The sequence below is a fragment of the uncultured Desulfobulbus sp. genome, from assembly GCF_963662935.2.
Classification (GTDB): Bacteria; Desulfobacterota; Desulfobulbia; order Desulfobulbales; family Desulfobulbaceae; genus Desulfobulbus.
Genome location: NZ_CAXXTL010000001.1, coordinates 770,456 through 796,139, shown reverse-complemented (window position 1 = coordinate 796,139; position 25,684 = coordinate 770,456). Strand labels below are relative to the sequence as shown.

Annotated in this window: 22 protein-coding genes; 9 read left to right on the top strand and 13 right to left on the bottom strand. The window is 56.1% G+C overall.

Annotated elements, in window-relative coordinates; all coding sequences use genetic code 11:
- Positions 1-58 precede the first annotated feature (58 nt).
- The 7 genes from ACHZCX_RS03440 (at position 59) to ACHZCX_RS03410 (ending at position 5,954) form a co-directional block, all read left to right on the top strand.
- Positions 59-412, top strand: coding sequence for a hypothetical protein (locus ACHZCX_RS03440; protein WP_319585830.1), 354 nt, complete (start codon positions 59-61; stop codon positions 410-412).
- A 39-nt stretch (positions 413-451) separates the two neighbouring features.
- Complete coding sequence (locus ACHZCX_RS03435; protein WP_319585829.1) at positions 452-946, top strand: hypothetical protein; 495 nt, start codon at positions 452-454, stop codon at positions 944-946.
- A gap of 408 nt (positions 947-1,354) precedes the next feature.
- Positions 1,355-2,632, top strand: a complete 1,278-nt coding sequence (extKL, locus tag ACHZCX_RS03430) for a multiheme c-type cytochrome (seleno)protein ExtKL (RefSeq protein WP_394708761.1) — start codon at positions 1,355-1,357, stop codon at positions 2,630-2,632.
- Positions 2,633-2,742: 110 nt separating this feature from the next.
- Positions 2,743-3,324 carry a LemA family protein gene (locus ACHZCX_RS03425; protein WP_319586057.1) on the top strand — a complete coding sequence of 194 codons (582 nt, stop codon included), beginning with the start codon at positions 2,743-2,745 and terminating at the stop codon, positions 3,322-3,324.
- Positions 3,325-3,362: 38 nt separating this feature from the next.
- Positions 3,363-4,238, top strand: a complete 876-nt coding sequence (locus ACHZCX_RS03420) for a TPM domain-containing protein (protein WP_319585827.1) — start codon at positions 3,363-3,365, stop codon at positions 4,236-4,238.
- A gap of 2 nt (positions 4,239-4,240) precedes the next feature.
- On the top strand, positions 4,241-4,897 hold the full coding sequence (locus ACHZCX_RS03415) for a hypothetical protein (protein ID WP_319585826.1): 657 nt from the start codon (positions 4,241-4,243) through the stop codon (positions 4,895-4,897).
- Positions 4,898-5,102: 205 nt separating this feature from the next.
- A complete protein-coding gene (locus tag ACHZCX_RS03410) occupies positions 5,103-5,954 on the top strand; it encodes an IS3 family transposase (RefSeq protein WP_319586056.1) in 852 nt (283 codons plus the stop codon).
- 149 nt (positions 5,955-6,103) lie between these two features.
- On the opposite strand, the gene ACHZCX_RS03405 is transcribed toward ACHZCX_RS03410, so the two are convergent.
- The 13 genes from ACHZCX_RS03405 to sulP all read right to left on the bottom strand — a co-directional run bounded on the left by ACHZCX_RS03405 (position 6,104) and on the right by sulP (position 21,070).
- The gene (locus ACHZCX_RS03405; protein ID WP_319585825.1) at positions 6,104-6,952 is read right to left on the bottom strand and encodes a methyltransferase domain-containing protein; all 849 of its coding nucleotides are present in this window, start codon (positions 6,950-6,952) and stop codon (positions 6,104-6,106) included.
- A gap of 357 nt (positions 6,953-7,309) precedes the next feature.
- Positions 7,310-7,909, bottom strand: coding sequence for a YceI family protein (locus ACHZCX_RS03400; protein WP_319585824.1), 600 nt, complete (start codon positions 7,907-7,909; stop codon positions 7,310-7,312).
- A gap of 223 nt (positions 7,910-8,132) precedes the next feature.
- Complete coding sequence (locus ACHZCX_RS03395) at positions 8,133-9,734, bottom strand: sulfatase-like hydrolase/transferase (RefSeq protein ID WP_319585823.1); 1,602 nt, start codon at positions 9,732-9,734, stop codon at positions 8,133-8,135.
- Positions 9,731-10,705 carry a hypothetical protein gene (locus ACHZCX_RS03390; RefSeq protein ID WP_319585822.1) on the bottom strand — a complete coding sequence of 325 codons (975 nt, stop codon included), beginning with the start codon at positions 10,703-10,705 and terminating at the stop codon, positions 9,731-9,733. Before ACHZCX_RS03390 ends, ACHZCX_RS03395 begins: the two co-directional genes overlap by 4 nt.
- Positions 10,692-11,804, bottom strand: a complete 1,113-nt coding sequence (locus ACHZCX_RS03385; protein ID WP_319585821.1) for a glycosyltransferase family 4 protein — start codon at positions 11,802-11,804, stop codon at positions 10,692-10,694. The genes ACHZCX_RS03390 and ACHZCX_RS03385 overlap by 14 nt, the downstream gene beginning before the upstream one ends.
- Complete coding sequence (locus ACHZCX_RS03380) at positions 11,804-12,181, bottom strand: 6-carboxytetrahydropterin synthase (RefSeq protein WP_319585820.1); 378 nt, start codon at positions 12,179-12,181, stop codon at positions 11,804-11,806. Before ACHZCX_RS03380 ends, ACHZCX_RS03385 begins: the two co-directional genes overlap by 1 nt.
- 23 nt (positions 12,182-12,204) lie before the next feature.
- Positions 12,205-13,239: a zinc-binding alcohol dehydrogenase gene (locus ACHZCX_RS03375; RefSeq protein ID WP_319585819.1), complete on the bottom strand. Its 1,035-nt coding sequence runs from the start codon at positions 13,237-13,239 to the stop codon at positions 12,205-12,207.
- Positions 13,236-14,006, bottom strand: coding sequence for a RibD family protein (locus tag ACHZCX_RS03370; RefSeq protein ID WP_319585818.1), 771 nt, complete (start codon positions 14,004-14,006; stop codon positions 13,236-13,238). Before ACHZCX_RS03370 ends, ACHZCX_RS03375 begins: the two co-directional genes overlap by 4 nt.
- Positions 14,007-14,142: 136 nt before the next feature.
- Positions 14,143-15,207 carry a lysylphosphatidylglycerol synthase transmembrane domain-containing protein gene (locus ACHZCX_RS03365; RefSeq protein WP_319585817.1) on the bottom strand — a complete coding sequence of 355 codons (1,065 nt, stop codon included), beginning with the start codon at positions 15,205-15,207 and terminating at the stop codon, positions 14,143-14,145.
- Positions 15,204-16,445: a CDP-alcohol phosphatidyltransferase family protein gene (locus ACHZCX_RS03360; RefSeq protein ID WP_319585816.1), complete on the bottom strand. Its 1,242-nt coding sequence runs from the start codon at positions 16,443-16,445 to the stop codon at positions 15,204-15,206. The genes ACHZCX_RS03365 and ACHZCX_RS03360 overlap by 4 nt, the downstream gene beginning before the upstream one ends.
- A complete protein-coding gene (locus ACHZCX_RS03355) occupies positions 16,442-17,299 on the bottom strand; it encodes a tyrosine-protein phosphatase (RefSeq protein ID WP_394708746.1) in 858 nt (285 codons plus the stop codon). Before ACHZCX_RS03355 ends, ACHZCX_RS03360 begins: the two co-directional genes overlap by 4 nt.
- The gene (locus ACHZCX_RS03350) at positions 17,296-18,381 is read right to left on the bottom strand and encodes an alkene reductase (RefSeq protein WP_319585814.1); all 1,086 of its coding nucleotides are present in this window, start codon (positions 18,379-18,381) and stop codon (positions 17,296-17,298) included. Before ACHZCX_RS03350 ends, ACHZCX_RS03355 begins: the two co-directional genes overlap by 4 nt.
- A 97-nt stretch (positions 18,382-18,478) precedes the next feature.
- Complete coding sequence (gene sulP, locus ACHZCX_RS03345) at positions 18,479-21,070, bottom strand: sulfate permease (RefSeq protein ID WP_319585813.1); 2,592 nt, start codon at positions 21,068-21,070, stop codon at positions 18,479-18,481.
- A 239-nt stretch (positions 21,071-21,309) separates the two neighbouring features.
- Here sulP and ACHZCX_RS03340 point away from each other — a divergent pair, with 239 nt between their 5' ends.
- Positions 21,310-22,506 carry an efflux RND transporter periplasmic adaptor subunit gene (locus ACHZCX_RS03340; RefSeq protein WP_319585812.1) on the top strand — a complete coding sequence of 399 codons (1,197 nt, stop codon included), beginning with the start codon at positions 21,310-21,312 and terminating at the stop codon, positions 22,504-22,506.
- Between the two features lie 9 nt (positions 22,507-22,515).
- A complete protein-coding gene (locus tag ACHZCX_RS03335; protein WP_319585811.1) occupies positions 22,516-25,683 on the top strand; it encodes an efflux RND transporter permease subunit in 3,168 nt (1,055 codons plus the stop codon).
- The last annotated feature ends 1 nt before the right edge of the window (position 25,684 follow it).

The window sequence follows — 25,684 nt, the reverse complement described above, 5'->3', positions numbered from 1 at the left end:
CACAATTTCGTTTAGATAGATTGGTTGTTTTTATTTTATTTCAACAAGGGAAGCCGGCATGAACTCATTAAATTTTTTCACTCAGGTGCGTATCTGTCTCGTAAGCCTCTGCCTCTCGTTGATGTTATCAACTATCGCATTGGCCGCCCAGTATGAAGAAGAGATTACAACTCAAGATTATCTCTATATAAAAGGGATGGTCAATTCAGTTTCTCTTCAAAATCAGACTGTATCGATCCAGCAGAATAAAGGACAACGAATTGTTATAGTTGTAAACCAGGAAACTGAGTTCAAGGGGTTTGGAAAAATAGAGGAACTGCAAAGCAGGCAGGAGGTTAAGGTGTGGTATCGCCCCAGTCAAGCCGGCAATGTTGGTCTGAAAATAATCAGGTTACCGGAACTGGGATGCTGATTTTCTCTGGTCATTCGGAGCGAAAAAGGAGGTGTCCTTATGAAAAAAATGATTCAAGTGTTGATCATATTATTGACCACCATTTTCGCACAATACGGATTGAGTGCAGAAGTATTAAGCAACGACAAAGCCTTGACTGGAAACAAGGAAATAAAAGCCTACTTTGATGTCAATATCGGAGAACCGGATAAACTGTTCATCCGACTCAAAATGATAGAAACGACATATAGCCAGTTCCTTGCATCAGGGATTTCGCCGCATTTTATTATCGGCATACGTGGAAAAGCGAGCAATTATTTTACTAAGGATAATGACTATGTCCTTGATGTGGATATTCCAGTAAAAAAGAAAATCGCTTCCATGGTTAATCAGTTTAAGGCAAAAGGTTTCCGCATGGAGCAATGCAGCCTTGCCGCAGGAATGCAGGAGATATCAGTTGCTGATTTTCTTCCTCTCGTGGAGGTTGTCAGCAATGGATACGCCTCGATGATTGTCTATCAGTCTCAAGGTTATGCTTTTGTCCCTATGGATTGAGGCCGTTAACAAAACCGTAAACGGTTCCATACTCTCGGCGGCTGATGCCTCCAATGTGAGACGACCATTTTCGCTCAAGTGCTCCTTGGCGCTCAAATTTGACACCTGCATGGGGGGCGTTTTCATTTAAGGGGATATGCTTCAGGCTGAATACGAACTGCCGGCCGGGAACAAGAGAAGAAATTTGTCCCCAACTACTTTAATCTCCTCATCTTGTGATTGAGAGAGACCGTCATCTGTGTTTTGCCAAATTCTGCGGATTTCCTTGTCAGCAGAGTTTGGCTTGCTACCATGGTTTTATCTCAAGACAGAGGAGGTGATGCTGGTTTGCTGTGCACAGCAAAATGAGGTCATGCTACATAACCATTATAAACAGGAGGGGGTATGGGATTGTTCAAGAAAAATTATATGTTACTTGGCTTTTCAGTGATGCCGCTGCTGATAACTGGTGCTTTGGCAGCAGAGGAGAAGGCAAAAACCATTGCCGAACTGGCGGCAATGTATGATTCAACCTCATGTAAAGAATGTCACCTTGAAATTCATGCACAATGGGAGAAGTCAATCCACGCTCGTTCGATTTTTGGCGATGCCCAGGTCGGCAGGACAGCCGCAACCATCAAGACCACCATCGAAAACGGGCTCAAGGAATGGCCCTATTCCGGGGTTAAGACACCGGGGGATGTTGGCGTCAAGCATCTGATGATGTGCACGAAATGCCATCTGCCGCAACTGCAGGATGCAGAAGACAGTGTGGCCAAGGAAATCGTCAAGAATGTCTATGCCTTTGCCGACGGCGATGAAAAGGCCGGGCAGACTCTGCAGACTCTCAATATAGGTTGCACCATCTGCCACGGAAGAAACGCCATTGTCCATAAATGGACGGACGGCTACCCGCAAAAGGATGCTGTTTACGGCAGCAAGGATGGCGTTCATGAGGATCCGTCCCATCCGGTGATGAAGCAGAGCAAGATCATGAAGGAATCCATCCTTTGCGGGCAATGCCATGGACTCGGGCCGAACTTGGAACAAGATAACCCGACCCAATGTGCGACGCTCTATGGGACGCATCTCTATGCCTATATTCCTGAAGGCGGACAGGAAAAATGTCAGGAATGCCACATGCGCAAGAGCAATCTGGGGCACAATATCCAAAGCTATCGATCGGTCGAAATGGCCAAAATGGCCCTTGATGTGAATGTTGAGGCACAGGCATTCCAATGGCGTGATGTCACGACCATAACCCCGGTCGCAAACGTTGTGGTGGCGATTACCAACAAGGCTGGTCATGCCATCCCAGATGGCTGACCCACCCCTAACCGGGTGGTCCTGGATGTGACCGCGAAAACATTGGATGGCAACGTATTCTACAAAAATGAGAAAATTTTCATGCCTGTTCCGCAGCAGTTCGGCCGTGGCGACAAGATGGGCAGGGGACCTTACGAGAAGAGCGGACTACTTCGCGATACCAGTCTGCCTCCACAGAAGACTGTCAAAGAACAATTTTCTATCCCTGTGTACAAGGAAACCACCGTGGATGGCAAGCTGGTCAGGACGATCATTGCCAACGACTTCACCATTGATGTGGAAATCTGGTATCTGCCGTACGGGAAGAAGGATGATCCCGGTAATGCCCAGAAGTGGTTTGCAGTTTCCAAGAAAATGAATATTGAAAAAGGCGGGAAATAGAATCCGGCCAAGAAAAAAACCGATGTATGGTTATGTTGGTTAAAAGCAGAATGCTTTGTCTCTGTCTGTTCGATTGAGGAAATGTTTTTCAAGAGGAGGTCAATTTGAAAGTGAATAGAGTCTCGCTCTGGGTGCTTCTCTGGGTGGTGTTCTCACTTACCGGCTGCGGTTACAATACCATGCAGCAAGCTGAAGAGCGTGTATTCAAAGCCTGGGGTGATGTGGAGGCTACTCTGCAGCGCCGTGCGGATTTGATCCCGAACCTGGTGGAAACCGTCAAGGGGTATGCCAGCCACGAGCGCGAAACGCTGGAAGCGGTTATCAATGCACGTGCCAAGGCGACTTCCGTAAAACTCACGGCGGACGACCTCAGCGACCCTGCGGCTCTTGCGCGGTTGCAGCAGGCGCAGGGGCAGATCTCGTCTTCGTTGTCTCGGTTACTGGTCGTAGCCGAACAGTATCCTAACCTCAAGGCCAACGAAAATTTCCGGGATCTGCAAAACCAGTTGGAAGGGACCGAAAACCGTATCAACGTGGCCCGACAACGCTATAACCAAGCTGCGGAAGAGTTCAATTCCATGATCCGGTCCTTTCCCAACAGCGCTACCAACAGCCTGCTGCTTCATTTACAACGCAAAGAGTATATCAAGGCTGACGAGGCCGCCAAGGCTGCACCCAAAGTGAAGTTTTGAGAGGGGAGGGCGTGCGCCGCATGAAGCAATCGCTGCACATGGGTTGGATCCGAGGCATAGGGGTGCTGCTGCTGTTCCTGGCCGTGTTGTTGCCGTGTGCGGCAGTAGCACTCGAGGTGCCTATTCTCAAGGGTCGAGTGAACGACTACGGTGCAATGTTATCCCCTGAAGCCAAAAGCCGAATCGAAACTCTCCTGAAAGATCTGGAGGAAAAGGATTCCACCCAGGTCGTGGTGCTCACCGTCCCCTCGCTTGCTGGGGACTCGCTGGAAGACTTTTCCATGCGGGTAGCCGAACGCTGGAAGATTGGCCGAAAAGGGCTCGATAACGGCGCCATCCTGGTCATCGCGCGTGACGATCGTAAGGTTCGAATTGAGGTGGGGTACGGATTGGAGGGCCGCCTGACGGACATCACCGCCGGGCGGATCATCCGGGATCGGATCGTACCTGAGTTTCGGGCGGGCCGGTTTGACCAGGGGGTGTTGAACGTTGTGGTTGCACTGATCGAAGTTGTGCGGGGTGAATTTCAGGCCAGTGGCCAGACACCTGCTGCATCCGGCGCCAAAGACCTTATGCCATTCCTGCTCATTTTTGTTTTCATGGTCTTCACGATGGGCCGCGCGAGCCGGCTCTTGGGTGCTGCTGGCGGTGGATTTCTCATGCCCTTCCTGGGGCACATCGCTTTTGCCCCCGGGCCATTGATGCTGGTCGTTCTGGGCTGTCTTGGCCTGATAGCCGGCTATATACTCGCGTTAATTGCAGGCGCTACTTCGTTCATGGGGCCGCGTTCTTCCGGCCGTGGCGGGTTTCCGATCGGCTTTCCGCGAGGGGGGGGAGGGTTTTCCACCGGAGGTGGCGGCTTCTCAGGTGGAGGAGGCGGATTTGGTGGCGGTGGAGCTTCCGGGAGTTGGTGAGAATGTTGAGAAATCCAGTCAAAAATTTGATAAAGAAAGCTGAGCTGGACAAGATTGAAACTTGTGTCAGCGAAGCTGAACAAGCGACACGAGGAGAAATCGTGGTTATGATGGCCCCTGCTAGCCACGATTATCCAGTTGCTGGGCTGCTTGGAGCTGCAGCGTTCTCAATTCCGGCTGCTGTTGCTTTCACCCGCATGGTCGGACGACTCGTTTGGGCCGGCCCCCACGACCTCTGGCTTTTTTTGGGAATCTTCTTTCCCTTATTTTTTCTCTGTCGCGAAATTGTCATGCGGCTTCCCTGGCTGAAGCGTTTGTTTATTTCGGAAAGGGAGATGGACCTTGAGGTCAGGGAAGCAGCCACGCTCCATTTTTTTTCGAAAGGCTTATATAGGACAAAGGAGGAGACCGGGATATTGATCTACCTCTCGATTTTCGAGGGGAAGGTCTGGGTACTCGGCGACCGAGGGGTCGATGCCGTGGTGCACCCCGGCTTCTGGCAGGAGGTCGTGGACCAGATCGTGGCGGGGATCAAAGACGGCCGTCCAGCGGTCGCAATCTGCGCGGCAATCTGCAGAATTCGGGGAGTACTTGTGGAAAAATTTCCAGGTGGCGCGGATGACAGGAATGAGCTGCCGAACCTGATCATCGAAGTGTAAAACCATTTTGCCACTCAACTTCGACGGTGGGTTAAAGGGAAATCACCGGATGTATGTACCCCCCGTTACGACCAGCACGGTTCAGTTGCAAGCAGGACTTAAGCAGTTGAGGCGAGATAATGAGCGTCTTCGAATGGAGCGAGAGATTCTAAAAAAGGCAGCAGCCTTCTTCGCGAAAGAATCGGTTTGAGATTTTCCTTCATCGATATCCAGAAGAAGGCGTTCCCGTTGGTTTTGCTGTGTAATGCAGGTGAGTCGTAGCGGTTATTACCACTGGAAAAAGCGTGGAACATCGGCCAGGGAGAAGGAGCGATCCCAGCTGATTCCCAGGGTTCGTTCCATTCATCAGGACTCGAAAGCAACGTACGGCAGCCGAAGGATGGCTCAGGAGCTGAATGCTCTTGGGTTTCATTGTGGCAAGCATAAGGCCGGAACTTTGATGAAGCTGGCTGGCGTTGCAGCAAAACAACGGAAAAAGTTCAAGGCCACAACCGATAGCAAGCATACGTTTCCTGCCGCCCCTAATCTTCTGAACCATAGGTTTTCCGTGACCACACAGAATTGCGTCTGGGTTGGCGACATCACCTATATTTGGCCATCCGAGGGATGGCTATATTTAGCGGTTGTGATCGATTTGCATTCCCGACGTATCGTAGGGTGGTCGATGAACAAATGCATCACCAGGCGATTGGTCATGGATGCGTTCACCATGGCGATTTGGCGACGAAAACCATCGAGTGGTCTCGTTTTTCACTCGGACAGGGGCAGTCAATATTACAGCCATGATTTCCAGAAATTACTCAAGAAGCATGGAATACTGACCAGCATGAGCAGAAAGGGCAATTGCTGGGACAATGCTGTGGAGGAGAGTTTTTTCGGCAGCCTCCTCAAGGTTGAGCAGGTTTTTGGGGTGAGGTATCCCAGCCGATCTAGCGCCAGACAGGACATCATCGAGTACATCGAGATGTTTTACAACAGCAAGCGCCGTCATTCCTCTTTAGGGTACATGAATCCCATGGAATTTGAGAAACAACAGCTTTGGAAAAAAGCGGCTTAAAAAAACGTCTACTTTTATTTGACCACGTCACACAAGGTTGGAGCGGTTTTGGCAGCCAGGATGTTTTCACATCGAGGAGTGACGCGATCAATAAAAGAGGGCTAGCCGCACACAATCAAACGTAGGACTCATCAAGAGCGACTATCGAGCTATATATTACGCTCGAACACAAGGTATTGGTAGCCCACGGCCCCGGAGCAAGTAGCCAGTTGGAGAGCATTACCACCGGTCAGCGCGCTCCAGTAATCTCCTCCGTGATATCCGAGATATTTGCCAGTGCTTACGAGAATGCTGATTAAAATATCGCGCGGTCGACGAATCTCTAGAAACTCTGTCAAATCAAGAACACTGATCAACTTAAACCCAACTGAGTGAGCTGTCTCACAAGCGCTATCGACTGTGACGAGCGAGCTTATTTTCCAACCTGTTCGAAATTCTTGCAACCACTTCCACTCCTTGGTTGAAGGATTGAGGGATGCTCGTTGCGAAAGAAAATCATCACAAATGATCAATTTTCCACCGGGCCGGACGACACGGGCAGCCTGGGAGAAATAACTCTTGGCATCAGGTGAATGTACGAACGCTTCAATAGAGAAAGCCAGATCAACATCATGAATGTCAGAAGGCAGCGCCAGAAAATTGCCGGAACGGCAGCGAAGATTAATCACTCGTGTGCTCTCGAATAACTCAGTAGCATATAAGGCTTGCAGAGGGCTGATTGTGACTCCCTCGCCCACGATTGCGAGTCTCTGCGCAAAGTAGAGTAAGCTTGCACCGACTCCGCAGCCCATATCGAGAATCTTTGGATTCGGTTCAAATTTCCGGAGTTGATTCAGAATCAGATCATCAACGAAATGTACTGCTGAATCGCGTGAGGTGACACCAGGACCCCAAACGGAGCGATGGATTGAAAGACCCGACTGGCCATGCCGTTGGAAGCTTTTGGTGTTACGATCGTAGTATTTTTGCACGTCCTGCAATATGTCTGTCATCACCATGGGCTTACTCGTCAGGGAGTGGAAGGCGTAAGACTTACAAGAAATTCAGCTGCACGCCATGAATGACACTGTCTCAACTTGTTTCGTCAGGATGTCGGCCGGGATTAGAATACGTCGCAATTCCAATCACGTCACGGCAGACTTACTTGTCTCGACACCATAAATGCTTGTTGCAACAGAGAAAAAAACCGCCCAAAGCTGTTTTCAGCACTGGGCGGTTTGTGGTCAATTGGGGCGCCGGCACTTCAATAAGTAGGTTGTCCTCTGTGTCTGGTACCTGTATCGATAATGTGGCCATGGCGTAAAGACCTCATTAATCCGAAAACAGCCACAAAACGTTTGCGGTAGAAGGCAGTCCTATTTCTTCCGCTGCGCCTCGATCGTCACTAGAATATCAACGTCCTTGCCAACCACGCCCATGGTGTAATATTTACCGTCCCCGACTGTATAGGCCAATCGGTCAAGAGTCAATTGGCCGTTAAAGCCCGTCACTTCCATGCCTGGAGCCATAGGGTTGTCCTTCTTGCCACCATAGGTGAGCGGAAGAATCAAGTCAGTGGAAACGCCTTTTATGGTCAAGGTGCCGTTGACGTTATAGGTGTTCCCCTCTGCCTTGGCGATTCTGGTACTGGAAAATGTTATTAATGGATACTTGGACGCATCAAAAAAATCGCCTGACAACAAATGGTTGTCGCGTTTACCGATGCCGGTATCAACGCTCTTCACCTTGATCTCAAAAGAAATTTTACTGTCCTTGAGATTGTCGGGATCAAAAACAATCGTACCGGTAAAATCGGTAAAACAACCGCGGACCTTGGCATAGATGTGATCGACACTGAAATAGAAATTTGTATGTTCCTTGTCAATCTCCCAGGAACGGGCTTCGGCATGCTGAGGGGATCCGAGTAATCCGACGAGAACAGCGAGGACAAGGGGAAACAGCATTTTCTTGTTCATATGTGCCTCCAAATGGTGAAAAATGTTCGTCCTTTGACCGTGTGAACATCGCGGTGGCCATCAGGGCAGGGATGGTAAGACTGCAATACAACGATAAATGGTGATGACAGAAAGGCAAGCCCTCCAGGTCAACTTGGCCGAAATACCCCTGTATTCGCCCTCTGAACACCTTGGACCGATCATGCCAAGCACCAAATGCGGACCGGGAAACGTCCGCGGCCGGTCATTGGAAATCCTTGAGAAATCCCAGTAAAAAGGTCTCCATCATCGCATGAGGCACCGGCTGTTCAGGGAACAGGCCGTCCGTATATCCCCGTTCTCGGAACGGCTTCAACAAGCGGGCATTGCGGCTGATGACATGCACCGGCACCGACCAGGGTTCTCCTGGACCGGTGAGCTGCAGATTGGGTTGATGATCGCCCAGAATGATAATCAGCGTGTCTCTGGTGACATACTGGGCGAGATAGTTTCCGAGGGTCTCGAATTCGTAATCCAGCGAACGTAGGTAGGCCTCGCCCGCATTTTGGAGATTTGACCACTCTGTGGGAAAAAAGACGGGTTCGCGCGTCTTGTAAAGGCTGCCATCACCAATCGTTTCCCAATCAACGATATATGGCGGTTGAATATTGAACAGGGCATGACTGCTGATCAGGGCGTAGCGGGCAAAAATTGGTTTTGCAGGGGCAATGAATTCGCGGCGTCGTATCCAGTCGAGCACGAACTGATCAGGCATGGGCGCCCAGCCGAAAGCGGGTCCTTGGTAATCGAAATGCCAGGCGTAATAGTCCTGTTCGTAGCCGAAATAGGATCCTTGCGGAAAGACAAACCGGGTGCCCGGCATTACCGAGACGGTGCGATACCCGTTTTTGCCGAAAATTGCAGCCATGGGTTCTAAGGAAGAACGCAGCAGCGCGGTCTCCTCAAGGTCATTTCCCACCCGTACCCCAGACTCCAAGGTGCCGTGGGCCAGCCAGGATTCGCCACCGTAGGTGGGCGATCCCAAATACGAAGACACCGCCTCGAAGCCATGCTGCGCAAGAACGTTGCCAAAGTGGTCCATGGTCGACTCCATCAACTGCCGATACCTGGGCTGGCTGAAGACGACCCGACCATAAGATTCGATGATAAACAGCAGCACATCCGCCCCGCCAAGACCGTTGAGGGTGGCGGCGGGACCGGCCGATCGCTCCTGAGCGGTCTGTGCCAGTCGGGCAACAAAAGCTCGCTGCTGTTCGATCTGCCGGTGGATCGAGCGAATCTCCTCCCCCAGGCGAACCAGAGCGAGTGGCTTGGCAGGCTGCCATCCCCAGACCAGGGCCGCGCCAAGGACGAGGGCTGATGCTCCCAGGAACGGAGCCCGGACCCGATGGTCGGTCAATGCCTTAGCGGCCCATTGCCAGGCCAGCCAGCTGACAGCGCAAATCGCCAAGGTGGCCAGGGTCGAACCCGCAGCCAGCAGGAGGAAATTCCCCTGGTGCGACGAGGTCTTGAGCAGGTCATAGAGTCCGTACAGGTAGCCGGAATCGATGTAGAGGTTGAAGGGCCTGTCAAGGTACATGGGGACGACGGTGTCGCCGATACGAATCAGGCGCAGGACAAGGAAGATCGCCCATGTCGGTAGTGTTATCCAATACAGGGAGCGTTGACCCCAGCAGGCGGCCAGGGTCAAAGGTAGAAGCAGGAGCAAAACATCCAGGGACGGCAGGAGCAGGTACCAGGAAACAAGAGGGTCAGCTGGATATTCAAAATTCAGCAGGATGCTGAGTGTGCCAATGGCCGCAGCCAGGGCCAGGGATGCCGGCCAGGAGCGACTGCCGAATTTCATAGCAGCGGCGTCCGGCGACGGGCGAGAAAATCGAGGTTGCGGACTAGAAACGACAAGGTGCCCGCATCCACCTGCCAATGCCGGGTGCGGGCCCAAGCGGCCAAGCCCGACGGCGGGGGACCGCTTTTTCCGGCAAGCTCCTGTTCCACGGTTGCAATGAGGGCATGGAGAAACACCACTTCATCTCCGGAATAGGTCGTGTTCCGGGGATGGATGACCCAGTCCGAACTGCCGGCTGCCAGAAGCTCAAAGCCCGGACCCTGCAGCAGGCTCAGCAATCGCCGGCCGGTGGTGCTTGCCCCGGTCAGCCGAGCCTCCATGGAGGCATGATAGCGGCGCAAAATTTCCTGTTCTTCCCCTCCGGGGTATTCGGGCAGAAAAAGGGTGGCACCGTCGAAGTTGCAGGTGCAATAGGCCAACCCGTTGGTGGCGAGTTGCGCCAGGAGGCCGGGCAGCAAGGCCGGCAGGTCGAGCAGGTCGAGCACGGCATGGGCGATGACCAGGTGGAAGGTGCCCCTGGTCTCGGTCCGGCGGGCCATCTCTTCGGCCCGGACTGCCTCAAAGACCAGGGCAATTTCAGCCTGCGCGGTGCATAAGCGGCCGCGCTGCTGTTCCGGCCAGTGCAACGGATAGCCCCGTTCTTCGGCCCAGGCTGCCAGGTAGCGCCGGGCAAGCCGGAGGTGGTCGGTATCGCAATCGGTGGCCAGGTAGGTTGCCGGGCCGGTCAGCAAGCCCCAATCGATTATTCGCGCCAGCATGGTGCCGATGCCGGCGCCGATCTCTACGATATTTGCTGGCTCACCGCTTCTGGTCTCCGGCAGGGCCTGGCAGAGTGCGGTCCAGACGTATCGATTCAATGCCCGGTCATCAATGGACTTCTTGGCCGCCAGGTAATGGGGATCAAAACCCGTCTCGGGTCCATCCGCGGGCGGCGAAGTCAGCCCCCCACCGGCAAAATTATCCGTTTCCATGGCCATTTCCTTGCGCTTGGCCACTCTTCATCTCCGCCAGAAAAGCGTTAATTGCGGCCACGCTGTCCTGCCAACCGGGCCGGCCGGCATAGGTCAGGCGGGCCGCAAGGCTAAGCCGCAGCAACGCTTCACGATCATACTGCAGCTGCACCACAAGCGACGCCAATCCCGCCAGGTCATCGGCTGCCAGCAGAAAGCCGTTGCTCCCATGGCTGATGGTCTCGTCCGCCGCTCCATCCCGGCAGCCGATGGCCGGCAAGCCAAAGGCCATGGCCTCCAGAAGGGCAATGCCGAACCCCTCATAGGCATAGGGCATGCAGAACAGATGGCTGGTGCGCATGATTTCTACCAGGCGCTCATCCGAGCACGGGCCGATGAACTGGACCGAATCGGCCAGGCCCAGTTGATCGACTTGGTCCCGGACTTCGGCGGCATGGGCTGGGTCGAAGTCGAGACTGCCCACCACGGTCAGACGCCAAAGTTCGCAGTCCATTCCAGCCAGAGCACTAAGTAAGGGCAGCAAACCTTTCCTGGGGATGACGATGCCCAGAAAGAGCAGTTGCAAAGGCCCGGGCTGGCGGGCCCGCTGGCTGATGCTGTCAACGGAAAAGGGGCTACCGAAACGGTCTCCCGCCGGGTAGGCGATGACGTGGGGCTGGTGCTCGCCCACCAGGTCTGTTACCGTCCTTCCAGTGGTCTTCGAGTTGAAGATGAAGCCATCCGCCGAGGCCAGATATCGTCGTTCAACCAGGGTCAGGAACCAGTTCTGCCACCAGGGCCGCGGTTCCCGGCACATGAGGTGGTGGACGATGGCAACTAGCGGAGGTCCATGCAGGCGGCGCAGGCGTTGGTTCAGCCAAAAAAGAGAGGGGTGGCAGAGTTCGTCCTGCAGGAGGATGTCGAAGCGACCGGCCAGCAGCCGCTGGCAAAGATCGGTCGACAACCCCTGCCCGAGTCGACGGAGATACGAGCCGTTGGCGAGACTAATCACCTTCACATCATGGCCCAGCCGCTCCAGGCCTTTGACCACGATCCGGTCGTAGAGGTAGCCGCCGGTCAAGGTCTCCAGGCTGCCATAGATGACCAAGCCGATGCGCATCAGAGGGGTGCGCGGTAGGAGGTCCAGGCGATATCATCCTCCCAGAGGGTGACGGTCAGGGCTTCGAGCCGGAGATGGGCGAGTCGAGTCCGAAAGGCGGTATGGAGGATGGTGGTCAATCGCTCGATACTGGGGTTGAGTTCGGCAAAGGCGGCAAGATCGTTGAGGGTATGGCCGGCAAAATCGGCAACCACCGCCTCCAGGTGCTGTTCCACCTCGACAATATCGACCAGATAACCGTGCCGATCCAGGTTCAAGGCCTCGAGAACCAGTTCCATCCGATAGTGATGGGCATGCTCTCTGTTTTCCGCCCCCCAATCACCGCCGATCAGATAATGCCGGGCGCTGAATTCGCGCCGCATCCCGAGACTGTACATGCTTGTTTACTCCCTAAAAAAATTCACCGCGTGTTTGCGGATGGGTGTTCGAAGATGACCTGAATGGTCTCACCCGGGCTGCGGTCAATGAGCGCATAGGCCAAGGCAGCATCCGCCAGGGCAAAGCGATGGGTAATGCAGGTCTGAAGCCGCACCTGACGCAGCATCTCCCAGGCCACATCCAGGCGGCGGCGGGCCTGCCAGCGGGCCGAGAGCGCGGGGGCGATGCTACTCACCTGGGAGCTGATCAGGGTAAGACGGCCGCGATGGAAGAACGAGCCCAGGTCCAGCTCAACCTTTTTACTGCCGTACCAGGAGCCGACCACCACTCGGCCGCTGGGGCGCGTCAGGGCCAGCGCCGTGTCCAGACTCGCCGGGTTGCCGGAAAGCTCAAAGACCAGATCCGCCTGGCCGCCCTGGCCGGGAATTGCGCCCAGCCGGGCAAAAAGGTCCGGACTCGCCGGATCAAGACAGAGGGCGGCACCGAGACGAATCGAGGCCTCGCGCCGCAACGGGTGCGATTCAAGGGTGGTGAGGGATGCCAGCGGAAAACGGGCGAGCAGAGCGGTGGCGAGCAGCCCGACAATGCCCTGGCCGATGACCACCACCTGTTCACCGATCAGGGGAGCACCGTCCAGCAGCAGGTTGACCGCGGTCTCCATATTGGCAAGGAAGAGGGCGGTCTCGTCGTCCACATCATCGGGGATGGGATGCAGCGTCGAGGGTGAAGCGCAGAAGAGGTTGTCATGGGGATGGAAGGCAAAGACCCGGCGGTCCAGCCAGTCGCCTGGCACCGCCGAACCTGTTGCGATCACCCGGCCAACAGCGCAATAACCGTAGGCCAGGGGATAGGCAAAGGTGCCGGCCAAGGCCTCAAGGGAGGCGTCGACCGTGACTCCCTGGGGCCACTGCCCCCGGTACACCAGCATCTCGGTTCCTGGACTGATCGCGGAGAGCCGGGTCTGCACCAGGACCTGATCCGCAGCCGGTTGCGGCGCCGGTCCCTCGTGCATCGCGACCCGGCCGGGGGCGACAAATTCCAGCCGATGTCGCCTCATGGGTCCTGCCATTGCGGCTGGGCCCAGAGGATGAGATCCGGGCCGCAGGGTTGGTAGGTCGGGGAGTTGAGATACAGCTGGGCACCGTTGTTTACGGCCGGGCGGTCCAGCACCGGCAGGCCGCCAACCAGGCGAGGGGCGATGGTGATGATCATCTGGTCCGCCAGGCGCGCCTCGATGAAGCTCGAAATCACCTGGCCGCCGCCTTCGACCATGAGGCTGCTGATCCCTCTCTCGCCAAGCTGCTGGAGCAGGTGCGGCAGGTCCACCCGGCCTTGACGATCGCGGCGGCAGCGGATGACCTCGGCCCCCTGGTCTTCCACCGCGCTGATGCGTTCGGGATCATTCTTTTCGGTACAGGCGACCCAGCAACTAAGGTCGGACCGTTCAATCAGACGGGCCTGCAAAGGGATGCGCAGCTGGCTGTCAAGGACGATGGGCTGGGGGTTCGGACCATCGGCGAGACGGACGGTGAGTAAAGGGTTGTCGATCAGCAGGGTGTTGATGCCGATGACAATGGCGTCGCAGGCGGCGCGGATGCGATGGGTGACCACCATGGACTGGTGGCCGCTCAGTCGAAGCTGTTCTCGATTCCGGGTGGCGATGCTGCCATCCACACTTTGGGCGTAGGAAACCGTGACCAGCGGCCGGTGATGCTCGGCCAGGAATTGCGCGGCCAGGAGCGGCAATTGATCGAACCATTGTTCCGGGTCGACCTTGTGGGCACTGGTGCCGGAAAGGGAGGGTGGGTAGTCTTGATGCCGCATGGTTTATTGAGAATGCCTTCCTTTAAAAGGAACAGAGGATGCGGTGCATCCGTACGAAAAAAAGGTGCAGGTATGCGGAGAAAAAAGGTCCGAACCCAGAGAATTTAAAGGGGATTTGTTTTTCGACCGCAAACTGTCATTCCACATTTTTGGCCACAGTACTGGCCCTGCCCGGACAAGTCAAATATTTCATGGTCAGTCCTAATCCGCCTAGACTGAAGAGAATATCGCGAACCCGAATGAGCAGGCAGAGGCTGAAACCAAGGACACTCCCCAGTCCAAGGGCGGCGGTTACCCAGGGTAGGGCGGACTCGAGGACGCCGAGGCCCGCCGGCAAGGGGGTGAGAAAGGCGAGGCGGGCGGCAATCACAACACTCAGCAACTGCAGGAACGACAACGAATGCCCCAGCAAGGCAGCCATCAGCCAACATTCGGCAAGTACCCCGAGCCATTGGCCAAGGGAATAGAGATTGGCCAGCAAAAACGGGCGCCGAAGCCGATGGAGGAGGGATTCGGTCAGCGCCTCGCCCTGCTGAAGAGTTTCGAGCAACCGGCCGGCGAAACCGGTGGTCGCACCATGAGCCATACCGCATGACCCCATGAACCAAGAGAAGAGGCGGGAGAGAGGACGCTTGCCCATCCTCAGGGCTGCCAGGAGCGAGGCAACAGCGGTCACCAGGGTAACAGCCAGGGGAAGCGCCCATTTCCTGGAAAAGGGCCCGCTGCCAGTGTGCGACAGCATGATCAGACTCAAACAAAGAACCACGATGCTGGCCCAAAGCTCAAGCATACGGTCCAGGGCGACCGAGGTCGCGGCCGCAGGCAGCGGTATCCCCTGGCGTTGGCGCAGGAGATAGACCAACAGCGGCTCACCGCCGAAATGGGGCCCAGGAGTGAGATAGTTGACTGCATTGCCGGCAAAGCGATAGGCGCAGACTGTACTCAAAGCGACCGGTGCGCCTAACGCCTGCAGGAGTTGCCACCAGCGGGCAGCCATGAGCGGCAGTATCGCCATATTGAGTCCCAGGAGAATCAAGAGACCACCAGGACTTATTGCGGTCAAACGTCCCCACGCTTCGCCCCAGGGCATGCCCCGTAAGGCATACCAGGCCAAGATCAAGCCGAGAATCAGCAGCAATCCGCGCCAGCCGATGAGCGGGGAGAGAAAGGCCGCAACTGATGATGTGTCGCGCGTGATCATGTTGTCTCGTTCCCCGCCGGAATTCCACTATCACGGCGGCGGCGATACAGGATACCCTCTTCCGGAGACCAGAGGGACAGCGGGCCGGTGCCGGTCAGCATCAGGGTGGCGGCAATACCGAAAAGGACCAATACCGGAAGGCCAGTCCCGTAAGGGGCCAGGCTGCAGCTCAGCGCCAAGGTGAGCAACAGCGCAGCACTACGGCCCATCCAACCGATACCGGCCAGCAGGCAGCAAAGGCTTTGTGCCCACAGCCAGGCGGGATGCGGCAGGGAAGCTGCTCCCTGAACAAGGTTGACGATGCCGCCGGCCAGGAGAAGCAGGCGCAACACCAAGGGAAGGAAGCGGGTCAACACGAGGCCTGCCCATTGGTCCATGGCGGTGCGCTGGTTGCTGTCGATGCGCAGCCGGCAGGAAACCACCAGCCAATCCCGGCCAAAACCAACCAGAAGTGGCGTCATGACCAGAGCGGCGGCGATGGAGGTAAAGGGCGGATTGAAGAGAGGCAGCAGTGCCATGGCCACCAATCCCATCTGGAAGCCGGCGATGATCCGCGCATAGGGCCGCAGTTGCAGCGCAACCAGAGGCAGATGCCGCTGCTGGCGCCACCAGATACCGAATAGAAAGAGGTAATAAGCCAGTCCCACCAGGAGGGTGAGAGCCGGCAACCGATCAAGGCTGACGGCCACCAGCAGGGCCACCATTAGCCCTGCGGCATCGGTCTCGATATCCAGCCTTTGGCCGAGTTCGGTTTGCCGATGTTGCCTGCGGGCCACAAAACCGTCCAGCAGATCGGCCAGAGAAATAGTCAGGTAGATCAGTCCCGGTGCCCAAACCTGGGCCTGTGGCAGTGCCGGAACCGGGAGAACAGCCAGGGGCAGGAAACCGGCAAGAGCAACGATGGCCGCACCGCGCAGCAGGGTGATCCAGGTGGCCGCCCCCAGAGTGGGAAAAGGCCGGTCCGCTTCGCCGTATCGGTGATTAGACCCTAGATGGAATATCAATCGCAGGTGCAGATAGATGGCCGCAATGAGTCCCGGCAGCAGGGAGACAATGACGAAGGGGTGTAGGTGCAGTTGAAGAAGGGGGCCACAGAGGAAAAGGGTCACCAGCCAGGGGCAGAACAGGAGCGCTGCGGCCAGCCACGCCTGCCGGCGCAAGGCCGACGGCACCCTTCCCGGCGCTCGCCAGGCCGGGACATTGTCGCTCCGACCGGCGGAGGTGGTCGAGGCTGTCATTCGAGCAGGTTTGTCCGCAGGGCCGCGAGGGTCGCTTCGTCCAACCCAGCCTTGGACAGCAGGTAGTTGTCGATGGTGCCGTAGGCTGTGCGGAGGTGCGCCAACATTGCGGCCAGGGGCTCCCGAGGTGCTTGCAGATAGGGTGCGGCCAGCTCCGGCCCGATGCCCAGATCGGCGAATCGGGCATAGATCGGTTGTAGACGCTCGGCGTTGCAGGAATTGGAGTAGTCGTGATCGAGGAAGATATCAGCCTCCCTCACTCCCAGAGTCAGCAACAGCAAGGCCGCGCAGATGCCGGTGCGATCCTTGCCGCCGGTGCAGTGGAAGACCAGGGGCAGGTTCGCGGGAGCGGCAATGAGCCGCAATATTCTGCCCCAAACCGGACCGAAATCGTCAAGATACTGCCGGTAAACACTGATAAAAAAATCGAGGGACAGCCAGTCCCGTTCTCCGGATCGCAGCCTATCCATGGCCAAAGCCGGATCAAAGCTTCCCGCTTGGACCGGGAGGAGGAGCAGGCGAATCGAACCATCCTGCGGCAGCTGGTCAGGGTGGCGCTGCTGCTCCTGAACGGTGCGCAAATCGCAGACCATCTTGAACCGGAGGCTCCGCAGCATTTGCTGGTCTTCTTCTGTCAGACGGGACAGATGATCGGAGCGAAATACCAGTCCCTGCCTTACCTGGCAGCCATCACCGGTCCGGTAGCCGCCAAGGTCACGGAAATTGACGGCCCCGGAAAGCGGCAAACGGTGCGGGCAAAAGGGATGAGAGGTGGATGCTGTCATGGCGATAGAGGCATACAGGTAAGCTGGCGAGGGTGCCTCATCACCGCCGGAGCGGACGGCAACCCTCATTGGCCATAGGGTTGGTAATCAATATATCCTTCCGGGCCAGAGGTATACCATTTCGACATGTCCTCGAAGGGTGTCAGAGGGTAGTTGTTGTGTAGTCTGGCCACCAGATCGGGATTGGTGATGAACGGCCGGCCGAATGCGGCAATGTCCATCACGCCTTCGGCAAGCCGTTTCTCGGCATCCTCTTTAGAGTACCCGCAGTTGCCGATGATAATCCCGTCGTAGTGGGCGCGAAATTCCGCCAGGGTCATGGGTTCTCCCTGCTGGTGAAAACCGAAGGCCAGCCCGTCCATGATGTGGACATACCCAAGGTTAAGTTTGCTGAGTTCCTTGATGGTATACAGGTAGGTCTCGCGGAAATCCAGGCTGCCCATGTCATTGAACACGCCATTGGGAGAGAGGCGAACGCCAACCCGATGCGCCGGCCAAACCTCCAACACTGCGGCCAAAACTTCTCTCAAAAAACGGTACTTGTTCTCCAAGCTGCCGCCATAATCGTCTGTCCGAAGATTCGTCTTGGAATCCAAGAACTGATTGAGCAGGTAGCCGTTGGCACTGTGCACTTCAACTCCGGAAAAACCGGCCTCCCTGGCATGAAGCGCAGCCAATCTATAATCAGCTACCGTTGCCCTGATCTCGGCGGCAGTCATCGGCCTGGGCGCCTCGTACGCCTTTTTCCCTCCCTGGGTTTGGATGCCGTCCCCCTCAATTTTCACGGCTGAGGCCGAAACAGGGAGTTCTCCGCCATGAAAATCGCTGTGCGACGCCCGGCCGCAATGCCAAAGCTGAAGGAAGATGGGGGTTTGGGTGGGTTTCAGCCGGTCAGTGACTCTGCGCCAACCGGCAACCATCTCTGGTGAGTAGATGCCGGGCGAACCAATCCAACCGATCCCCTGCGGGCTGATGACGGTGGCCTCGGTGATCAGCAGGCCGGCGGAGGCGCGCTGAAAATAATGTTCGGCCATGATCTCGTTGGGCACCCGTGTCTCCCCAGCCCGCCCGCGGGTCATGGGGGCCATGGCTATCCGGTTTTTCAGATGCAAATCGCCCATACGCACTGTCTCAAAGAGTGATTTTTTCATTGCGTTCCCTATTGGTTAGAGTGTGTGACTGCGGCTGCCCATCGTGTTGGCAACCTTCTGAATCTTGTCATTTGAGAAGTCTATTCTCCAAGTGGTGCTAAGCCTGCTGACGCACTGCAGCTATTAATGAACTTGGCTCAGGGGCGCGTTTGACGACTAGAACGGCACAGGAAAGGCCAAGGACCACGCGGTCCGTAGTCTGCCCTGCAATCTTCCGCGGCAAGCCCTTACGCTGGTCATTGCCGATAATGACCAGATCGGCGCCGATGTCCCCTGCGGCGTCAATGATGGCGCGATCCGGTGTTTTGCCGATGACAAAAAGAGCATTAGCTTCAATCCCCTCCGTTTTGAGTAAACCAAGTTTATCGGCTACCTCCTTCTCGAGCTTATCACGCTGGGATTCGTTAGAAACAACTGAAAGTACGGTCACCGGCAGTTTTGAGACCTTGGCGATTTGGATAGCGACTTCGATCACGGTTTCGCTGATCCGACTGTCATCGACGGCAACCAGTATGTGCTTCTGCCACGGCTGAACCTGCCAATTCGCCACCAGAACATGGCAGGGGGATCCGATCAGAATCTGCTCGGCAATGTCGCCGATCAACCGTTCCTTCATGTCGCCGCGCAGAGGGCGGCGCCCGATGATGAGAATATTGGAATGGGCCTTTTGGGCGGTTGCAACGACCTGTTCCACCGGGTCTTTGCCATAACTGACCCAGGTCTCACATTCAACTCCAGCAGCCTCCGCCTTCTTTTGGGCAAGGGTCAGACGTGCTGTGGCAATTTCATCCGCCCTTGGCGATTCGATACTGGTCATCACATCCAACTTGACGCCAAAATCCCTGGCGAGGGCAATGGCGACCCCCTCAGGGGCGTGACTAAAGGCACTACCATCGGTGGCAAGCATAATGCGCTGACGGCGCAATCCGCCCGGTAAGACCCCGAGTCGACACTCTTCAAAGAGGCGTACCTTGCAGGTGCGACAAATATCCGGATTGAGCTTCCAATAAATGGCACCGGTGACATGGGTCATGACCGGGAAAAAGGCGTCTTCGCCAAAATCTTTGAGATAGTCGCCCTGGCGCAGGAATTCGTAAATGGATTCCTTCAGGCGATAGAAATATATCCCTCCCCCTTGGCGGCGGCGGCGGCGCGCCTCTGAAGCCAAAGCTTCCGCACCGGCAATATCGATATAATTGAAACTAGCGGAGGCGATTAACACGGATTTGCATTGCGGGTTTTCGACGTCAATACTGCGCAGGGCCTGTTGAACATGGCTGGCTGAACCGAAAAAGACCGGGCCATTGATCCTCACTATTTTCAGTTGCGGACATTCCGGTTCATTGTGGGCGAGTACAAAATGATAGGCCCCGGCTTCGTTGGCTGGCACCATTGGCATAATTTCCGGCTTTGAGGCACGATAAAGGTAGACCACCAGCGACAGAAACACGCCGCTAAAAATGCCAGCTTCAATATTGATCAAGGTACCGCTGAAAGTGCAAAGTAAAATGACCGCCTCAGCTTTGCTGGTCTGCCAGATGTGGCGGATCTGATGGAAATCAATGAGCCCCCAGGCCACCAAAAACAGAATTCCGGCCATGGCGGCATTCGGTAGATAGGCGGCCAAATGACCGACCAACAACAGCAGGAGCAGTAACAGTATTGAGGCAAAAACTGATGCCAGCGGGGTTTTGGCACCTGCCTCGAAATTGACGCCACTGCGATTGAAGGAGCCGGACGAAGCATACCCGGAGAAAAAACTACCAATGACATTGGCCAGTCCTTGGCCGATGAACTCCTGGTTACCGTCAATACACTGCTCGGAACGCACTGAAATGGCACGGGCGATGGCCACGGCCTCGGTCAACCCCAGCATAGTGATGACGAGGGCCGGCCCAAAGGTGAGCCGTATGCTTTCCAAAGACAGGTCGGGGTGGGACAGTGGCGGCAAATGAGCCGGCAAGGCCCCCACGGTGCGAATCCCGGTGGCGGTCGTGCCTAGCCAGTAATTCAGCAAACTCGCTACGATGCTGCCGACGACCATGGCAGCAACCATAAACGGAATTTTGGGGCAACAGCGCTTGATAACGATACCGGTGGCCAGGGTCACGAGGCTGATACAGAGTACCGGCCAATGAATACTGCCGATTTGCAGGATTAACTGATGTAGGATTTCGTGCAAAGGTGCGCCACGCACGATTTCAATGCCAAAAAAATTGCGGATTTGGCTCGCAGCAATGAGCAAGGCTGCGCCTGAGGTGAAACCAATAATAACGCTGTGCGAGATGAAATTGACCAGCGCGCCCATGCGTGCCAGCCCAAGCACCAGTTGAAACACTCCGGTGAGGAAGGTCAGGGTCAGGACCATGCTGATATACTGTGCCGAACCCGGTTCATAGTGCGTTGATAACACAGCGAAGATCGCTACTGATATTGCCGTGGTCGGCCCAGAAACCAAGTGCAAACTAGAACCGAACAAAGCAGCCATCACGGTCGGCACCATGGCGGCGTACAATCCGTATTCCGGTGGCAATCCAGCAATGGTGGCAAAAGCCACGCCCTGTGGTAACACCACCAACGCACCAGTACCCCCGGCTACAAGGTCGTCGCGCAAGGTGTGTCGATTGACCATAGGCCACCAGCGTAGGAAGGGGAATAGACTGTGCAAATTGAAGAATGGAATGTTCATTGGCAAAACCCTGTTCTAGAATACCGTCTTTCGGTCGCACATGGGGGAGAGTACATCAGGAGATATATGAGCAATGAATGCTAGCATAATTTGCCGCATACATCGAAGCGTTTTCGGAAAAGTTGATGGCGGTTGTTAAAGTTTGGTTGCAATTGAATAAACATCCTTTTCAGGGTACTAATCAAGGGATACTCATAACAAACGAGATGAAAAGTTGCTTAACCCTAAGGACTAGAGTGATGAAAACCACTGACACAATCAATCTGCTCCTCATGGCCGGAGTGCTGGCCGGAATGATCGTGATAAATGGCTGCAAGCAACAGGCCGCACCTGATGGTCCGGGCACATCCAAACCCAACCCTGAGGTGGGGGTGGTGATCATGGCCACTGAGCAGGTGACCTTAACCATGGAACTGTCAGGCCGAATCTCGCCGCAGATGGTGGCTGAAGTTCGTCCCCAGGTTGGCGGCATTATTCAGAAACGGCTGTTCACCGAGGGCAGTGAGGTCAAGGCCGGCGAGGCCCTGTACCAGATTGATCCGGCGACCTATCAGGCTGCACTGGCCAGTGCCAAGGCTACCTTGGCCAAGGCCGAGGCCAATGGGTTCACCCTCCGGCAGAAAACCGAGCGGTACAAGCAGTTAGTGGCCATCTCAGCCGTCAGCCGACAGGAGTACGACGATGCCACCGCCGGACTCAAGCAGGCTGAAGCCGATATAGAGGCCGGCAAGGCCGCAGTGGAGACCGCGCGAATCAACCTCGCTTACACCCGGATCACGGCGCCGATCGCAGGAAAAATCGGACGTTCGACCGTCACCCCCGGTGCCCTTGTCATTGCCAACCAGGCGACCGCGCTAGCCACGATTCAGCAACTTGATCCCATCTATGTGGACGTGACCCAGTCCAGTGCCGACCTGCTCCGCCTCAAGCGGAACCTGGCCAGCGGCGAGCTCAAAGGCAATGATCCAGGCCAAGCCACCGTCAAGCTGCTGCTGGAAGACGGCAGTCCTTATCCGCTTGAGGGGACACTCAAATTCAGCGAGGTGACCGTGGACCAGGGAACCGGTTCGGTCACTCTGCGGGCCCTGTTTCCCAATCCGAACCAGTTACTGCTGCCCGGCATGTTTGTCCGCGGCCTGGTACAGGAGGGGGTTCGGGAGCAGGTGATGCTCGTGCCCCAACGGGGAGTCAGCCGCGATCCTGCCGGTAATGCCATTGCCCTGGTGGCCAGTGAAAACGATGTGGTGGAACGTCGGATGTTGAAGACCGAACGGACAGTGGGTGATGCCTGGCTGGTCACCGAAGGTTTAAAGGCCGGGGAGCGGGTGATCGTGGAAGGCCTCCAGCGGGTTCGCCCCGGAGCGACAGTGAAGGTCGTGCCCTTTGAAACCAAAGCGGTAGCGCCCGGCAGCCAACCCGCAGCGAAACAACCGTAAGGAACCGCCATGCCCCGTTTTTTCATCAATCGTCCGATTTTTGCCTGGGTGATCGCCATCCTGGTCATGCTGGCAGGCCTGCTCTCGATAAAAACGCTGCCGGTATCCCAATATCCGGCAATCGCGCCGCCGCAGATCGCCATAAACGCCACCTATCCGGGTGCCTCGGCCCAGACCGTGCAAGATACAGTCACCCAGGTGATTGAGCAAAAGCTCAATGGCATCGACAATCTGATCTACATGTCCTCCACCAGCGACTCATCAGGCGCGGTGTCCATCACCCTCACCTTCAAGGCGGGAACCGATCCGAACATCGCCCAGGTCCAGGTGCAGAACAAGCTGCAACTGGCCGTGCCGCTTCTCCCCCAGGTCGTGCAACGGCAAGGGATAGCGGTGGTTAAATCCACCCGAAATTTCCTGTTGATTGTTGGACTGGTCTCGGAAGACGGGACCCTGGACCGCAACGCCCTGGCCGACTACATGGTCTCCAACATCCAGGACATCATCAGCCGCCTGGATGGAGTGGGGGAATTGGTGCTGTTCGGCACCCAGAATGCCATGCGGATTTGGCTGAATCCGACCAAGTTGAATAATTACCACCTGACCACCACCGATGTGATTGCAGCGCTCCAGGCTCAGAACGCCCAAGTCTCCGCCGGTCAGTTCGGCGGCCTCCCCGCCGGCAAAGGGCAGCAGTTGAACGCCACCGTCACCGCCCGTACCCTGCTTCAGACCACGGAGCAATTCGACGCCATCATTCTACGCACCAACAGTGACGGGTCTACGGTCAAGCTCAAGGATGTAGCTGAAAGCAGGATCGGCACCGAAAACTATGAACTCCAGTCGTTCTACAACGGCAAACCGCTGGGCGGCATGGCCATCCGGCTGGCAGCCGGCGCCAACGCCCTGGAAACAGGGAATCGAGTCAAGGTCAAGATGGAGGAGTTGGCGAAATACTTTCCTCCCGGAATGAAGGTGGTTTATCCCTACGACACAACTCCCTTCGTCAAGATATCCATCGTCGAGGTGGTCCATACCCTGATCGAGGCGGTTTGCCTGGTCTTCTTCGTCATGTTTCTCTTCCTGCAGAACTTCCGTGCCACCCTGATCCCCACCATCGCCGTACCGGTGGTACTGCTCGGCACCATGGGGGTGCTGGCGGCGGCCGGCTTTTCCATCAACACCCTGACCATGTTTGCCCTGGTGATTGTCATCGGCCTGTTGGTGGACGACGCCATCGTGGTGGTGGAAAACGTCGAACGGATCATGTCCGAGGAAGGGCTGTCGCCCCATGATGCCACCATCAAATCCATGGGACAGATCACCAGCGCCCTGTGGGGTATCGCCACCGTCCTGACTGCGGTTTTCTTGCCCATGGCCTTCTTCGGCGGCTCCACCGGCGTCATCTACCGCCAGTTCTCCATCACCATTATCGCCGCCATGATCCTCTCGGTGATGGTGGCCATGATCCTGACCCCGGCGCTCTGTTCCACCCTGCTCAATCCGATCGAAAAAGGGCATGCACCAGGTGAGTGCGGTCCATTCTGCAAATTTTTCCAATGGTTTAACAGGTTTTTCGACTGGAACAGAACCAAGTATGAAGGCATCGTGGGCCGTTCCTTTGGCAAGCCGGTGCGTTACCTGGTGCTCTACGGCGTGATTGTCGCGATCATGGCGTACTTTTTCCTGCGTCTCCCCACCTCCTTTCTCCCCGACGAGGATCAGGGATTTCTTATTTGCCAGGTCCAACTACCGGCCGGGGCGACCCAGGAGCGGACCATCCAGGTCATTCGCCAGTTGGAGCAACATTTTCTTACCCAGGAGCCCAAGACCGTGGAGGGGGTTATCACCGTGACCGGCTTTAGTTTTGCCGGCCGGGGCCAGAACATGGGGCTGGCCTTTGTCAAACTTAAGAACTGGGATTTGCGCAAGACCCCGGACCTGAAGGCGCCAGCCATTGCCGGACGAGCCATGAAGGCATTCTCGCAGATCCGTGACGGTTTGGCCTTCGCCTTTTCACCACCGGCGGTCCTTGAGCTCGGTGTTGCCAACGGCTTTGATTTGCAGCTCCAGGATCGAGGCGGCCTGGGACATGAAAAGCTGATGGAGGCCCGCAGCCAAATGCTCGGTATGGCAACAAAAAATGCGAAATTGGTCGCGGTACGCCCCAATGGCCAGGATGACTCCCCCCAATTCAAACTGGATATTGACGATGTCCGCGCCAGCGCCCAAGGTGTGTCGCTCTCAGATATCAACAACATCCTCGCTACAGCCTGGGGCAGTACCTACGTCAACGATTTTATCCAGAACGGCCGGGTTAAAAAAGTCTACCTCCAATCAGATCCCCGGTACCGGATGTTGCCGGAGGATATCAACAGCTGGTATGTCAGCAATAAAACCGGGTCGATGGTGCCGTTTTCCGCCTTTTCCGCCGGACGCTGGCTGTACGGCTCACCCCGTCTGGAACGGTACAACGGCATTCCATCTGTGGAGATTTTGGGTCAAGCTGCTCCGGGGATCAGCACCGGTGAAGCGATGACCGAAATGGAAAAGATGGCCTCCCAGCTACCGACCGGGATCGGCTACGAATGGACGGGCCTCTCCTATGAGGAAAAAAACGCCGGTGCCCAGGCGCCAGCACTCTATGCCATCTCGCTGCTGGTTGTGTTTCTTAGCGTGGCAGCCCTCTATGAAAGCTGGACCATCCCTTTTGTCAACCTGCTGATGCTGCCGCTGGGGTTAGTGGGAGCGGTGACCGCGGTCAAGCTGCGGGTGCTGCCCAACGATGTCTATCTCCAGATCGGGCTATTGACCACGGTCGGTCTTTCCACCAAGAACGCCATCCTGATCATCCAGTTCATCAAGGCGCAAATGCAGCAGGGACACGAGCTGGTTGAAGCCACCCTAACGGCGGTGAAGATCCGGCTCCGACCGGTGATCATGACCTCGCTGGCCTTCTTTTTCGGCACCCTGCCGCTGGCGTTGACCAAAGGGGCCGGAGCTGCGGCCCAAAACGCCATCGGTACCGCCGTTACCGGTGGCCTGCTCTCGGCAACCTTCATCGACCTGATCTTTATTCCGTTTTTCTTTGTCCTGATCTCTCGGGTGTTCGGAAAAAAACCAAAGAAACCGGTCATGCAACCTCCAGCGATCGAACCTGCTCCGAGAGGGAACTGAC